This window comes from Streptomyces bikiniensis (genome assembly GCF_000716625.1).
Lineage (GTDB): Bacteria > Actinomycetota > Actinomycetes > Streptomycetales > Streptomycetaceae > Streptomyces > Streptomyces bikiniensis.
The window spans coordinates 1-13,637 of sequence record NZ_JNXJ01000031.1 but is presented as its reverse complement, the minus strand read 5'-3'; the positions used below and the strand labels follow the sequence as shown (position 1 = coordinate 13,637).

15 protein-coding genes are annotated in these 13,637 nt (G+C 72.6%); 4 read left to right on the top strand and 11 right to left on the bottom strand.

The window, feature by feature from the left end; all coding sequences use genetic code 11:
• The first annotated feature begins 385 nt into the window (after positions 1-385).
• Both OO47_RS23100 and groL read left to right on the top strand, forming a co-directional pair.
• A complete protein-coding gene (locus OO47_RS23100) occupies positions 386-589 on the top strand; it encodes a cold-shock protein (protein WP_015035246.1) in 204 nt (67 codons plus the stop codon).
• A gap of 382 nt (positions 590-971) precedes the next feature.
• On the top strand, positions 972-2,600 hold the full coding sequence (gene groL / locus OO47_RS23095) for a chaperonin GroEL (RefSeq protein ID WP_030221844.1): 1,629 nt from the start codon (positions 972-974) through the stop codon (positions 2,598-2,600).
• A gap of 105 nt (positions 2,601-2,705) precedes the next feature.
• On the opposite strand, the gene OO47_RS23090 is transcribed toward groL, so the two are convergent.
• From OO47_RS23090 to OO47_RS23070, 5 genes are all read right to left on the bottom strand, one after another.
• Positions 2,706-3,452 carry a class I SAM-dependent methyltransferase gene (locus OO47_RS23090; protein ID WP_030221847.1) on the bottom strand — a complete coding sequence of 249 codons (747 nt, stop codon included), beginning with the start codon at positions 3,450-3,452 and terminating at the stop codon, positions 2,706-2,708.
• A gap of 272 nt (positions 3,453-3,724) precedes the next feature.
• The gene (locus tag OO47_RS23085; protein ID WP_030221851.1) at positions 3,725-4,444 is read right to left on the bottom strand and encodes a transporter substrate-binding domain-containing protein; all 720 of its coding nucleotides are present in this window, start codon (positions 4,442-4,444) and stop codon (positions 3,725-3,727) included.
• 105 nt (positions 4,445-4,549) lie between these two features.
• Entirely contained in the window at positions 4,550-6,085 is a 1,536-nt protein-coding gene (locus tag OO47_RS23080) for a PTS transporter subunit EIIC (protein ID WP_030221854.1), read from the bottom strand.
• Between the two features lie 55 nt (positions 6,086-6,140).
• Positions 6,141-7,079, bottom strand: coding sequence for an N-acetylmuramic acid 6-phosphate etherase (gene murQ / locus OO47_RS23075; protein WP_033210036.1), 939 nt, complete (start codon positions 7,077-7,079; stop codon positions 6,141-6,143).
• 88 nt (positions 7,080-7,167) lie between these two features.
• Complete coding sequence (locus OO47_RS23070) at positions 7,168-8,085, bottom strand: MurR/RpiR family transcriptional regulator (protein WP_030221860.1); 918 nt, start codon at positions 8,083-8,085, stop codon at positions 7,168-7,170.
• A gap of 110 nt (positions 8,086-8,195) precedes the next feature.
• Between OO47_RS23070 and OO47_RS23065 the strand changes: the two genes are divergently transcribed.
• Positions 8,196-8,552, top strand: coding sequence for a hypothetical protein (locus tag OO47_RS23065; protein WP_030221863.1), 357 nt, complete (start codon positions 8,196-8,198; stop codon positions 8,550-8,552).
• 34 nt (positions 8,553-8,586) lie between these two features.
• Entirely contained in the window at positions 8,587-8,856 is a 270-nt protein-coding gene (locus OO47_RS23060) for a DUF4031 domain-containing protein (protein ID WP_030221865.1), read from the top strand.
• A 36-nt stretch (positions 8,857-8,892) separates the two neighbouring features.
• Here the strand turns inward: OO47_RS23060 and OO47_RS23055 are convergent, their stop codons facing one another.
• The 6 genes from OO47_RS23055 to OO47_RS23030 all read right to left on the bottom strand — a co-directional run bounded on the left by OO47_RS23055 (position 8,893) and on the right by OO47_RS23030 (position 13,387).
• Positions 8,893-10,116 (bottom strand): Cmx/CmrA family chloramphenicol efflux MFS transporter, encoded by a 1,224-nt coding sequence (locus OO47_RS23055; protein ID WP_033210048.1) that lies wholly within the window; start codon positions 10,114-10,116, stop codon positions 8,893-8,895.
• Between the two features lie 182 nt (positions 10,117-10,298).
• The gene (locus OO47_RS23050; protein WP_030221870.1) at positions 10,299-10,973 is read right to left on the bottom strand and encodes an HD domain-containing protein; all 675 of its coding nucleotides are present in this window, start codon (positions 10,971-10,973) and stop codon (positions 10,299-10,301) included.
• 57 nt (positions 10,974-11,030) lie between these two features.
• Complete coding sequence (locus OO47_RS23045; protein WP_030221874.1) at positions 11,031-11,561, bottom strand: cytochrome b; 531 nt, start codon at positions 11,559-11,561, stop codon at positions 11,031-11,033.
• Positions 11,561-12,760, bottom strand: a complete 1,200-nt coding sequence (locus tag OO47_RS23040; protein ID WP_063831925.1) for a hypothetical protein — start codon at positions 12,758-12,760, stop codon at positions 11,561-11,563. The genes OO47_RS23045 and OO47_RS23040 overlap by 1 nt, the downstream gene beginning before the upstream one ends.
• A 157-nt stretch (positions 12,761-12,917) precedes the next feature.
• Positions 12,918-13,127 carry a hypothetical protein gene (locus OO47_RS23035; RefSeq protein ID WP_158708689.1) on the bottom strand — a complete coding sequence of 70 codons (210 nt, stop codon included), beginning with the start codon at positions 13,125-13,127 and terminating at the stop codon, positions 12,918-12,920.
• A 20-nt stretch (positions 13,128-13,147) separates the two neighbouring features.
• The gene (locus OO47_RS23030) at positions 13,148-13,387 is read right to left on the bottom strand and encodes a hypothetical protein (protein WP_030221882.1); all 240 of its coding nucleotides are present in this window, start codon (positions 13,385-13,387) and stop codon (positions 13,148-13,150) included.
• Between the last annotated feature and the right edge of the window lie 250 nt (positions 13,388-13,637).

Below are 13,637 nucleotides of genomic sequence, written 5' to 3'. Positions count from 1 at the left end.
TCCCGTCTTTCTTGAATTGCCCCTTCCGCGGCCATAAGCGGAAGGGGCAATTCTGCATGGTTGAGCGCGGTAGAGTTGGGGAAGCCCCCTCCGCTGCTCATGTCGGGTGCATATGAGAACGCGCCCCGACCTGACAAGAAGCAGCCAAAGTGCGTATGCGTTGTGTACCTTCTGCGTCTTTTGCCGGGCCCGACTTGCCCCGTGATTCAGGGGAATCTCCCCAATCCTCCTTTCCGGGCTGCCCAGAATTCCCGTCCGAATGGCCTGTTGCAGAGGGCAGTTGGGCAGATACATTCAGCCGCGGTCGACGCGTTCCGGCGCAGGGTCTGACCCGGGGTTCGTGAAGTGCGGCCCCGCGCAAGGGCCAGTAATAGGGGAGTTAGGCATGGCTCAGGGCACCGTCAAGTGGTTCAACGCGGAGAAGGGCTACGGCTTCATCGCGGTCGACGGTGGTGCGGATGTTTTCGTCCACTACAGCGCGATCCAGATGGATGGCTACCGCAGCCTCGAAGAGGGACAGCGAGTCGAGTTCGAGATCTCGCAGGGCCAGAAGGGTCCGCAGGCGGACATGGTCAAGCTCGCCGTCTGAGCGCGGCGCGATCGGCCACCGACGCACGCCGTCGAGGGGCCCGCATCCCCGGGAGCACTTCCCGGGGGGCGGGCCCCTCGCGCGTTCCCGCTCCTCCCCGGCCCCTCGCGCTCCCGCCCGAAACCCCAGAGTCGCTTGCACCCTCCCGCCGCCCGGCCGCCACCCCTCGTCGACGTTCCTCCGGAACGGCTTGCACTCTCCTAGGGCGAGTGCTAATCATTGGCGTTAGCACTCGGAAGGTGAGAGTGCTACGAGGATCGGGCAGACGAGGCCGCCGTCCGGGTGGGGCAAGGAACCACGCGGAGCCGCGGAGGCCGTCCGTCGCGGGCGTCGGCGCGGTCCTGGAGCGTTATCCACCCCATGTCCGGGAGGACCACTTCACATGGCCAAGATCATCGCGTTCGACGAGGAGGCCCGGCGCGGTCTCGAGCGCGGCATGAACCAGCTCGCTGACGCCGTCAAGGTCACCCTCGGCCCCAAGGGCCGCAACGTCGTCCTCGAGAAGAAGTGGGGTGCCCCCACGATCACCAACGATGGTGTCTCCATCGCCAAGGAGATCGAGCTCGAGGACCCGTACGAGAAGATCGGCGCCGAGCTGGTCAAGGAAGTCGCCAAGAAGACGGACGACGTCGCCGGCGACGGCACGACCACCGCCACCGTCCTCGCCCAGGCGCTCGTCCGCGAGGGCCTCCGCAACGTCGCCGCCGGTGCCAACCCGATGGCCCTCAAGCGCGGCATCGAGAAGGCCGTCGAGGCCGTCTCCGGCGCCCTCCTCGAGCAGGCGAAGGACGTCGAGACCAAGGAGCAGATCGCCTCCACGGCCTCCATCTCCGCCGCCGACACCCAGATCGGCGAGCTCATCGCCGAGGCGATGGACAAGGTCGGCAAGGAAGGCGTCATCACCGTCGAGGAGTCCCAGACCTTCGGTCTGGAGCTGGAGCTCACCGAGGGCATGCGCTTCGACAAGGGCTACATCTCGGCGTACTTCGCCACCGACATGGAGCGCATGGAGGCGTCGCTCGACGACCCGTACCTCCTGATCGTCAACTCCAAGATCTCCTCCGTGAAGGACCTCCTCCCGCTCCTGGAGAAGGTCATGCAGTCGGGCAAGCCGCTGCTGATCATCGCCGAGGACGTCGAGGGCGAGGCCCTGTCGACCCTGGTCGTCAACAAGATCCGCGGCACCTTCAAGTCCGTCGCGGTCAAGGCCCCGGGCTTCGGCGACCGCCGCAAGGCCATGCTGAACGACATCGCCATCCTCACCGGCGGCACGGTCATCTCCGAGGAGGTCGGCCTCAAGCTGGAGAACGCGGGCCTCGACCTGCTCGGCCGCGCCCGCAAGGTCGTCATCACCAAGGACGAGACCACCATCGTCGACGGTGCCGGTGACAGCGACCAGGTCGCCGGTCGCGTGAACCAGATCCGCGCCGAGATCGAGAACAGCGACTCGGACTACGACCGCGAGAAGCTCCAGGAGCGCCTGGCGAAGCTGGCCGGCGGCGTGGCCGTCATCAAGGCCGGTGCCGCGACCGAGGTCGAGCTCAAGGAGCGCAAGCACCGCATCGAGGACGCCGTCCGCAACGCGAAGGCGGCCGTCGAGGAGGGCATCGTCGCCGGTGGTGGCGTGGCCCTGCTCCAGGCGTCGAACGTCTTCGAGAAGCTGGAGGCCGACCTCGCCGGCGACGAGGCCACCGGTGCCGCGATCGTGAAGCTGGCCCTGGAGGCCCCGCTGAAGCAGATCGCCGTCAACGCCGGCCTCGAGGGCGGCGTCGTGGCGGAGAAGGTCCGCAACCTGCCCGTCGGCCACGGCCTGAACGCCGCGACCAACGAGTACGTCGACCTCATCGCCGAGGGCATCATCGACCCGGCGAAGGTGACGCGCTCCGCGCTGCAGAACGCCGCGTCGATCGCCGCGCTGTTCCTCACCACCGAGGCCGTCATCGCCGACAAGCCGGAGAAGGCCGCCGCGCCGGCCGGCGGCGGCATGCCGGGCGGTGACATGGACTTCTGATCCTCGGGGATCTCCGGATCCCGGGATCGGCGGTTCACCGCTGGACGCGAACGAGGGCGGCACCCCCACCAGGGGGTGCCGCCCTCGGGCGTTGTCCGGGGCGGTCTACGCCTTCCGGAAGAGCCCCGCCCACAGGAAGGGCTCGCCGAAGGACGCCGAGTCGGCGGGCTCGTCGCGCATGCGCCGCAGCTCGACCTCCGCCAGGTCCGCGAAGATCGCGCGCAGCGAGTCGTCGGTGTACGCGAGGCCGCCGTCGAGCCGGCCGTTGCGGTAGAAGTCGGCGTCCGGCAGCTCGGACCCCATGCCGCCCTTCCCGGCGGCGAACGCGGTCACCGAGAAGAGGCCGCCGGGCGCCAGGACCCGGTCGAGGAGTGCGAGGTGGCCGACGCGGCGGTGCGGGGGCAGGTGGTGGAAGCAGCCCGAGTCGTGCACGAGGTCGTACGGCCCGTCCAGGACGCCCGGCGCGAAGGCGTCGCCGCACACGAACCGCACGCCCTCCGCGCCCGTCTCCCGGGCCCGCTCCTCCGCCCACCGGATCGCGGTGGGGGACAGGTCGACGGCGTCCACCTCGTACCCGAGCGAGGCGAGGTACAGGGCGTTCCGCCCGGGCCCGCAGCCGAGGTCCAGGACCCGGCTCCCGCGGCCCGGGAGCAGCCCCCGCCGGGCGTACGACACCAGGCTCTCGTCCGGCTTCGCGACGAAGAACGGCACCGGCCTGTCCCGGTCGGCGTAGAACCCGTCCCACCATTCGGAGCCCCCGACCGACCAGCGGTCGGCGGCGGGCGGGAACAGGTCGTCGAGCAGGGTCATGACGTCGTCGAGCGTGCGGACATGGCGATGGGCGGTATCCATACGGGCTCCCCTCCGAAGAGCCCCAGTTTACTGATCCGGTCGCCAAAGCCCCAGTTCAGTAAGGGTATTGGAGGTTTCGGCGGGGGCTCCGTACGGCTGCTGGACGGGCCTTCCCGTACGGAGGGGTCTACGGGGGCGCGGGGCGCGGCATCGTGTCCGGGGGCCCGCCCCGGGGGTCGGGAAGGGGCCTTTCCGGGGCCCGGGCGGGGGGGCTTTCCAGGTCCTGGCAGGGGGTGGGGAAGCCGGGAGGACGGGTCGGGCGAGCGGGCGGGTCAGGCCGGCGGGGCCAGCAGGCCGGTGTCCTGGCCGGACCGGCGCAGTGCGTCCGTGACGAAGCCGTTCGTCTTCAGTTCCTCGACCGCGGCGCGGAGGAAGGCCAGGGTCTCGGGGGCGCGGGAGAGCGTGGTGCCGACCGCCTGGCGGATCTCCATGAAACGGCCCTCGATCAGCCGGACGTCGGGGTTCTCCCGTACATACGCGGTCAGGGGCTGCCGGATGCCCGCGCCCGCCTCCAGACCCTCGGACCGGAAGACGTCGACGCCCTCCTCGCCGCGCACGACGGTCGCGCGGGCGAGGGTCCGGGACAGGTACAGGTCGTAGGCGGACCCCTTCTTGACCCCGATCCGGACGCCGGGGGCGTCGACCTCCTCGACCGTGGTGAGCGCGGAGTCGCGCGGTACGGCGTACACCCCCTCGATGACCACGTACGGCGCGGTGAACGCGACCTCCGCCTCGCGCGCCGGGTCCACGGCGAGGAAGCAGAGGTCGGCCCGCCCGTCCGCCATCGCCTCGAAGGACTTCCGCGCCGCGTCGAAGCAGAGCAGCTCGACCCCGACCCCGAGCCGCGCCCCGATCTCCCGGGCCAGGTCGACGGTGATCCCGGAGGGGTCCTCGGGGGTGCCCTGGGCGAGCACCGGGTTCCCGAGGTTGACGGAGGCGCGGAGGACTCCGGTGGGGGCGAGGTCGGCGGCGATGCGCTGCGTGGTCGTCATGGGCGTGGAGTCTAGGGAGCGGCGGGGCCTCCCGTAGGGGGGCGGGGTTCTTCCGTACGGGGCGGGGTTCTTCCGTACGGGCCGGGGGTCCTCCCGTACGGGGTGTCAGGCCTTGGTCGGTTGCGGGGCCGGCTCCGGCACGGGGTTCGACGGGCCCGAAGGGCCCGGTGGGGGCGTCGTGCCCGGCGAGGCGGCCACCACCGTCTCCGGCCCCGCGTCCGTGTCCACGTCGAACTCCTCCAGGAGCCGGGCGCCGAAGCCCCAGAAGTACGTCGCCACGAAGCCCGCCAGGTAGCCGGTGAGCAGGCCGCCCGCGTAGACCGCGATCGTACGGCCCAGGCCGTGGTCGCCGTCGAGGAGCGGGAAGAGGGCCCAGCCCGACGGGCCGATCGCGGTCGAGCCGACCGTGGTGCCCAGCATGCTGAACAGGCCGACGAAGCCGCCGCCGAAGGCGCCGCCCACGCAGGCCGTGACGAAGGGGCGGCCCAGGGGCAGCGAGACGCCGTAGATCAGGGGCTCCCCGACGCCCAGGAAGCCGGCCGGGAGGGCGGACCTGACGGTGCGGCGGATCGAGCCGTTGCGCGGGAGCTTGAGGTAGACCGCCATCGCCGCGCCGACCTGGCCCGCGCCCGCCATCGCGAGGACGGGCAGCAGGACCGTGTAGCCCTGCTGTTCGATGAGCGTGGTGTGGATCGGGATGAGCGCCTGGTGCAGGCCCAGCATCACCAGCGGCAGGAACAGGCCGCCCAGGACGAACCCCGCGCCCGCCCCGGCGTGCACGAGGAGCCAGTCGGCGAACTCGCCGATCGCGTTCGAGACCTCGCCCGCGACGAACATCAGGCCGAAGATCGTGACCAGGCCGGAGACCAGGACCGTGAGCGTCGGGGTGACCAGCACGTCCAGGGACTCCGGCACCCACCTGCGGCACCACTTCTCCACGTACACCGCGAGGACCGCCGCGCCCAGCGCGCCGAGCACCCCGCCCTGACCGGGGGAGAGGGTCTGGCCGAACGCGTCGACCTTCGCGACGCCCGGGAAGACGACGATCGCGGCGACCGCGCCGCCCAGGATCGGGGTGCCGCCGAACTCCTTCGCCGTGTTGAAGCCGACGAAGACCGCGATGAGGGCCATGAAGCCGCTCGCGATCGCGGCGAGGGCGGGGGTGACGGCGGGCAGCCGTCCGAGGTTGATCAGGAGGCCGTTGAGGCCGGCGATGATGCCGCAGCCGATGAGGGCGGGGATCAGCGGCACGAAGACGTTCGCGATCCGGCGCAGGAACAGCTTGAACGGGGTCTGGTTCCTCGCCTTGCGGGCCGCCCTGATCGCCGCGCCCTGCGCCGCGAGGTCGTCGGCGGAGGGCTTCGCCGCGGGAGCGGCCTGTGCCTCGGTCACCAGGGCCTCGAACTCCGGGGTCACGCGGGCGACCGTGCCCGGCCCGAGGACGATCTGGTACGTGTCGTCCTCGACGACGCCCATCACGGCCGGCAGGGCCTTCAGCTCCTCGTCCCGGACGAGCGAGCGGTCCCGCAGGCCGAGGCGGAGGCGGGTCATGCAGTGGGCGACGGAGGTGATGTTCCCGGCGCCGCCGACGAGGGGGAGGATCGCGGCGGCGACGGCGCGGTTCTTGTCGTCTGTGCTCATGGTGCGGTGGTGCCTTGCTGTGTGGGGGAGTTCTGCGTGGGGGAGGGGTGCGGTTCTACCGGGCGTGCAGCGCCGCGCGCAGGTGGCCCCGGGAGCCGGTGAGGAGCCCGGCGGCGGTGGGGGCGTCGACGTCCGCGAGGATCATGAGGATGGCGTTCTTCACCTCGCCGTCGGCGGCGGCGAGCGCGGCCTCGATCCGCTCGTCGGGCGCGCCGGTGGCGAGGGCGACGATCCGCCGCGAGCGGGCCCGCAGCTTCTCGTTGGAGGCGCGGACGTCGACCATCAGGTTCCCGTACGTCTTGCCGAGCCGGATCATCGTGATGGTCGAGATCATGTTGAGGACGAGCTTCTGGGCGGTGCCGGCCTTGAGCCGGGTGGAGCCGGTGAGCAGCTCGGGTCCGGTGACGACCTCGATGCCGTGCTCGGCGGCGGCGGCGAGCGCGCTGTCGGCGTTGCAGGAGAGGCCGACGGTGAGCGCGCCGAGGGCGCGGGCGTGCTCGACGGCGCCGATCGCGTACGGGGTGCGGCCGGAGGCGGAGATGCCGACGACCGTGTCGTCCGGGGTGAGGCCGAGCGCGGTGAGGTCCTCCACCGCGAGTTCCTTGGAGTCCTCGGCGCCCTCGACGGCCTTGACCATGGCGGAGGGGCCGCCCGCGATGAGCCCGACGACCTCGGAGGGGTCGGTGTTGAAGGTGGGCGGGCACTCGCTGGCGTCGAGGACGCCGAGCCGGCCGGCGGTCCCGGCGCCCATGTAGACGAGCCGGCCGCCGCGTGCCATCCGCTCGGCGGTGGCGTCGATGGCGGCGGCGATGGCGGGCAGCTGCCGGGCGACGGCGGCGGGCACGGACTGGTCCTCGCCGTTCATGGTCCGGGCGATCTCCAGGGTGGGAAGCCGGTCGATCTCCGCGAGCTCGGGACGGAAGGCCTCGGTGGTGAGGGTGGCGAGCTGGGCGCGGAGCGCGGAGTACGTGGAGGCGGAGGCGGAAGCGGACACGTGCGGCTCTTTCGGTACGGCGGCGTCGTCGGCGCCGGGCTTTACGGGTGCGGTTGCGGGTGCAGGGGTTTCAGCGGGTGCGGGGGCTTCAGCGCGTACGGGGCGCGTGCCGGTGGGCCAGGGCCTCGTACGAGGCGGCGAGGGCCGGGGCGGCCGTCTCGTACGTCCGCTGGGTCACGCAGGTGAACAGGCAGTCCACGACCAGGAGTTGGCTGGTCCTGGACGACATGGCCGCCGGGCGCAGTTCGCTCTCGCGGGCGGTGGAGGTGGTGAGGACGTGGTCGGCGTACTGGGTGACGGGGCCGTCCGGGCGGCCGGTGATCGCGACCGTCGTCGCGCCGTGGTCGAAGGCCACCCGGAGCGGTTCTATGACGTCGCCGGTCGAGCCGGAGTGGGTGATGGCGACGGCGACGTCGCCGGAGCGGAGCTGCACGGCGTTGGTGACGGCGAGGTGCGGGTCGCTGTGGGCGTGCGCGACCAGGCCGATGCGGAGGAGCTTCTGCCCGAGGTCCTGGGCGACGAGCCCGGAGGCGCCGACGCCGTAGATGTCGACGCGGCGGGCGGTGGCGAGGGCGGCGACGGCGGCGCCGAGCTGGACGGTGTCGAGTCCGGCGGCGGTGTCGGCGAGGGTCTGCTGCTCGTCGTGGGCCAGCTTGGCGACGACGTCGGCGATGGGGTCGTCCACGGCGATGTCGGCGGTGACGGCGGGCGCGCGGCCGGACTGCTGCTGGGCGGCGAGCCCGGCGAGGGCGAGGCGCAGGTCGCGGTAGCCGGGGTAGCCGAGGAGGCGGGCGGTGCGGACGACGGTCGCCTCGCTGGTGCCGGTGAGCTCGGCGAGGCCGGTGACCGTGAGGGCGGCGCAGCCGGCCGGGTCTCCGGCGACGGCCTCGGCGACCCGCTGCATGGAGCGGGTCATGGAGGGCGCCAGGGTCCGCACCTTGGCCGCGAGGGCGGCGGGCGCGGGCGGCGCGTCGCTGGTGAAACTTTCCTTCACATCATTGGTCACGCCTGAAAGATACTTTCGTAAAGGTGGGGCGACAAGCCCCTTCCGGTGTCCGGTTCCGGAAGGGGCCTTCGCCCTTTCCGCCTCCTCCCGGGCCGGGTGACAATGAGGGGATGGACGACATCGACACGGTGGAGCAGGCGCTGCACACCGCCCGTGCGCTGGTACTGGCCGACCTGGCGGCCCGCGAGGTCGCCGCGGCCGAGGTCGTCTCGATGGTGGAGGACTCGGTCACGCACCGGCGCTGGTGGGTCGAGCAGTGGCCGGAGGGGGTCGCGTACGTGGCGGGGCTCGTCGCCCAGGACGTGCAGGACGCCCTGCTCGAACGGTACGGGCGCTGGCCGCTCTGCCCCGTCTGCTCCTCGGGCGACCCGCACGCCCTCGACGTGGAGCCGGAGCTGGGCCCGGACCCGCACTGGGTCTGCGGCGAGCAGGGCGTGGTGGTGGCGCCGGTGGGCGGCCTGAGGTGAGCGGCGGGGCCGGGGCTACGGGGGGAGTCCGCGCGTGACGCTGTACATCGACCCGCCGACCTGGCCGGGCCACGGGCGCATGTGGTCGCACCTGGTCAGCGACGTCTCCTTCGAGGAGCTGCACGCCTTCGCAGCCGCGATCGGCGCCCCGCGCCGCGCCTTCGAGCGGGACCACTACGACATCCCGGCCGACCACTACGCGGCCGCGGTGACCGGCGGCGCGGTCGAGGTCGGCTCGAAGGAACTCCTCCGCCGCCTCACGGCGGCGGGCCTGCGGCGGCCGAAGGGACGGCCGGCGGGCTGAGGACCCGGCGGGCCGCGCGGGGGAAGGGGCCCGGCCTCAGCCGGACAGGGACGACTCCCGGCCGTCCTTCGCGGGGGCGGCACCGCTCCCGGTCACGACGCGGCCCCCGTCCGGTGTCCGCCGGGACAGCTTCAGCGCCACCGCCGCCACCCCGAGGCCCACCGCCGTCATCGCCGCGCCCGCCCACGCCGTGGAGGCGAAGCCGAGGCCCGCGTCGATGACGGTGCCGCCGAGCCAGGGGCCGCCGGTGTTGCCGAGGTTGAAGGCGGCGGTGGTGGTGGCGGCGGCCAGGGTGGGGGCGGCGCCGGCGACGTTGAACATGCGGGCGTTGAGGGCCGGGGCCGTGTAGAAGGCGGAGACGCCGAGGAGGAAGGCCAGCAGGACGGTGACGACCGGGCTGGACGCGAAGAGGGCCAGGGCGACCAGGAAGACGGTCGAGGCGGCGATGCCGCTGAGCAGCACCCCGAAGAGGTGCGCGTCCGCGATCCGGCCGCCGATCGCCGTACCGACCAGGGCGCCGATGCCGAAGAGGGCGAGGACGACCGAGACCCAGCCCTCGCCGAGGCCGGAGACGTCGGTGAGGAGCGGGGCGAAGTACGAGAAGGCGCAGAAGACGCCGCCCGCCGCGAGGGCGGTGACGACGATCGCGAGCAGGACCTGGGGGTCGCGGTAGATCGTCAGCTCCCGCCTGAGCCGGGGCCGGGTCTCGGGGATCGGGATGCGCGGGATGCGGGTGAGGACGCCGACGAGGGCGATCGCGGAGGCGAGGCCGACCGCCCAGAAGGCGGAGCGCCAGCCCAGGTGCTCGCCGAGGAAGGCCCCGGCGGGGACGCCGAGGACGTTGGCCAGGGAGAGCCCGCCGATCATGACGGCCATGGCCCGGGCCCGCGCGCCCACCGGCACCATCGCGATGGCGACGGCCGCGCCGACCGCCCAGAACCCGGCGCAGGCGAGCGCGCTCACGACCCGGGAGGCGAAGAGCACCCCGTAGTTCGGCGCGAGGGCGCCCGCGACCTGCCCCAGGCCGAAGACGGTGATCAGGGCGACCAGGGTCGTCTTGCGGGGGAGCCGCAGGGTCGCCACGGCGAGGAGCGGGGCGCCCACCACCATGCCGACGGCGAAGGCCGAGATGAGCAGCCCGGCGCTCGGGATGGAGACGTCCATGTCCTCCGCGATGGGCGGCAGCAGCCCGGAGAGCATGAACTCGCTCGTCCCGAGCGCGAAGACGGAGAGGCCGAGGATGTAGACGGCCGTCGGCATGCGGGGGGACGCGGGGGAGGCGGGAGCGGGTGTCACGGGCTCGGCGGAGGAAGAGGGCATGACATGGGTCAACCAGGGATTCATTGCTGTCATTCCTCGGCGCCGGGTCGTCTTGTCATGCGAGACGGTCGCCTGCGCGCCGAGCCGGGCCGGGACCGCGGGGGGCGGCCCCCTCCCGGGGCTCATCCAGCCCCGGACGCCCCCGTCAGCTCCTTCAGCTCCCGCTCCACGTTCTCCCGCGCCTTCTCCTCCCACACCGCCGCCCCGTACGGGGTGCGGAAGAGGCGGGGGAGGTCGAGGAGGTGGCGGAGGACGGCGGCGCGGCCCTCGCGGAAGGCGGTGTCGGGCACGAAGCCGTACTCCTCGCGGACCGCCGCCGCGTACCGCGCGTACGTGTCGGGGTCGCTCGCCAGGACCGCGAGGTCCGCGTCGCAGAGGGTCTCGCCGTTGAGGTCGCCGTCGGCCGGGTCGTGGGTGACGGTCAGGCGGACCAGGCGGGCGACCTCGGCCACCTCGTGCGGGGTCAGGCCCGCCTCGGTGAGGGCCTTCTCGGCCAGGACCGCCGAGCGCTCCTCGTTCTCGGAGCGGTCGGGGCGGTAGACGGCGTCGTGGAACCAGGCGGCGAGCCGTACGAGCTCCAGCTCGCCGCCCTCGCCGCCCTGGTCGGTCAGCTCGTCCACGCGGTCGAGGACCGCCCGCAGGTGGTCGACCGTGTGGTAGCGGCGCTGGGGCTCGGCCCAGCGGGCGAGCAGGTTCCGGCCGTACGGGGCGGGGTCGGGGCCCTCACGGCCGGCGCGGGCGGCGAGCAGGGTGGCGTTCCAGCGCCGGAGGAGCGCGGGGTCCTGGTCTGCGGTCATGGGGGCATTGTGCCCGCCGGCCCGCCCACCGGGCCGCCCGCCGCGACCGGTGCCGTGTCAGAGCATGCGGCGCAGGAGCCGGTCGCGGTTCACGAACTGGTGCTTGAGGACCAGGCCGACGTGGCAGGCGAGCGCGGCGAGGAAGCACACCTGCGCGGCCACGTGCACCCACAGCAGGTCGTCGTCGTCCGAGGCGAGGAGCAGCACTCCGGTGACGGGGACGACGAAGGTCAGCGCGTACAGGACGACCTCCGTACGGTGGGCGAGGCGGCGCTCGAACCGCGTGAGCGTCGGCGCCCAGGGCGGCAGGTCCGCGCGCCGCCGCCACAGCAGCCGCGCCGCGCCCAGGACGACGACGAGGGCCCCGACGAGCACGTGGGCGGTCAGCAGGGCGTCCTCGCCGAAGGGCTCGTAACCGCCGCCCCGCCCCCGGCCCCGTCCGGACTCCCCGCCCCTGCCCCGTCCCCGCCCGCGCCCGGACTCCGAGGCGTCCAGCGCGTACCCGAGCGCGAACTGCGCGGCGAACGCGACCACGACGCTCCAGTGGAGGATCTTGGTGAGGGGCCGGTAGCCGGGGCTGCGGTTCATCACTCCGTCCCAGCTCGTCCCGGCGCCTCTCGCACCGTGTGCGGGGGCGGGTACCCGTGCAGTGTCCCGTGCCACTCCTCGGCCGTGCACTCCCGGCAGTGCGTCTCGTCCGCGACGGGCCGGAACAGCATGGACTGGGTGTGGAAGCCGGAGCATTCACGCGCGCCCTGGAGCCGCGGGGACAGCCGGGAACCGGACGACCGGGCGCCGGACGGCTGGGACGCGGACGGCGATGGCGCGGACGGCTGGGGCGCGGACGACGGTGGCGCGGACGGCGGTGGCGTGGGCCGGGGCAGGGTGCGGGGCGGCACCTCCCGCAGCAGGTACCGCACCAGCCCGCCGGGCCGGTGCACGCGCGTCCCGTCACCGGGCAGGCCGCGCAGCACGTGTGCGTGGATGTCGGCGGAGGTGTATCCGGCGTCCAGCCAGCGCGCGGCGAGCCGGGTGAGTTCGTCGCGCATGCCGGGCGGGATGCGGCGCAGGGTGGGGGAGAGGATCGGGAGGACGCCGACGAGGGTGCGGGCTTCTTCGAGGGACGGGGACTCGTCGGGGGCGGCCGGGGTCACCACCTCGGCCGCTTTCGGCGTCTCTGCCGCTTCCGGAGCCTCTGCCGCTTCCGGCTCTTCCGGCACCTCGGCCGCTTCCGGCTCCGCCGGTGTTTCCTCCTCCACCTTCTCCACCTCCTCCTCCCCTTCCGCCGCTGCCGTCGCTTCCGGCTCCTCCGGAAAGGCCGGAAGGTTGGAGTTGTTCTCCCAAAAGTATTTTTCTGGATGACCGCCGGTGGACGGGCTCACCGGCGAACCGGCGGCCGGGTTCCGGGGACCCGGTGCGACCTGCGGGTTCACGGGTGCCCGGTGGAGGAGGCGCGGGTCCCGGGCGAAGATCTTGACGGCCTGTTCGCAGCTCAACGGGACGTTGGAGACGAGCTGTTGCGTCACCCACCTGCCGCCGACCACCTGCACCCGCCGCTCGTGCACGAACCCCTCCGCGATGAGCTGCCGCTTGGCCTTGGTGAACGCGTCTCCTCCGATCCCGGCCCGTTCGGCGGTGCGGGACAGGTTCTCGCGGGCGTTCTCGGGAAGGGAGAGCTGCCAGGTCAGCAGTCGTACGGCGTGGGAGCTGAGCCGGGGGTGCCGGATGAGCTCGTGCGAGAACTGGGTGAAGCCGCGCGAGGGCGCGCTAAAGTTCCGGTAGATCACGGTGGGAGGTGTTCTCTTCCACTAGTGGTTCAGGCCCTCGCTGATGGGTCTCAGGCCATCGGCGGGGGCCGTTTTGCGTGAACGTACCGCAGTGGCATATGCCCGCACCGGCGTGCGGAGTGAAGACCGCCCATTCGAGTGATGCGCGGTCACATCATCATTCAGGTGCGGGATGCGGCTTCCTGGACGAGGTGCTGATGATCCGTACGGCTCCGCGCGGTGTCAGGCTCGCGCGCTCCTCCGGGCTCGCCGCCCAGCACTGCTCGGCCGCCGCCTCCCACAGGTAGCCGCTGGGGCGGGCCAGGACCAGCATGTTCCCGTTCACGGACCGGACTTGCCCGGTGAGCGCCCGCTGCGCGTCGGTCACGACGTCACCGATCCGGTACCTCACTTCTCGGCCGCCCGGGCGGTGCGCAGGAGCACGGTGAGCCGCTTGGCACCGCCGAGGCCGACGGTCCCGAGCCCGTACCGGTGGACGTCACCGGCCGGCCCGCGCGTGACGTCCCGGTAGAGCCCGTTCGTGGGGAGCCCGGCGGTCTCCATGGCGTCCTTGAGGTCGCGGTAGACGCGGGCGGCCTCCGCCTCGGAGACGGGGCGGGAGGGGAGCGGGGGCAGGGGTGTGCTCATGGAGGGTTCCCTTTCTGGTGGATCTTCTCCGGGACGCCTTCACGATCGCGCGTGCCGCCCTACGCTTTCCAGGAGTTGAGTTCCATTGCGCAGGTGGGGAACGGGGCATATGCCAGGACGGCACGATCTGGAACCCGGTGACAGCGTCGAGCAGTGAGGGTTTCTCAACCTGCTTTGCGAGCTTGCCGGTTGACCTGACAGCATGACGAAACCCCTGGTAGATGGGTTTTCGACCAAGAGAACCGTCTCC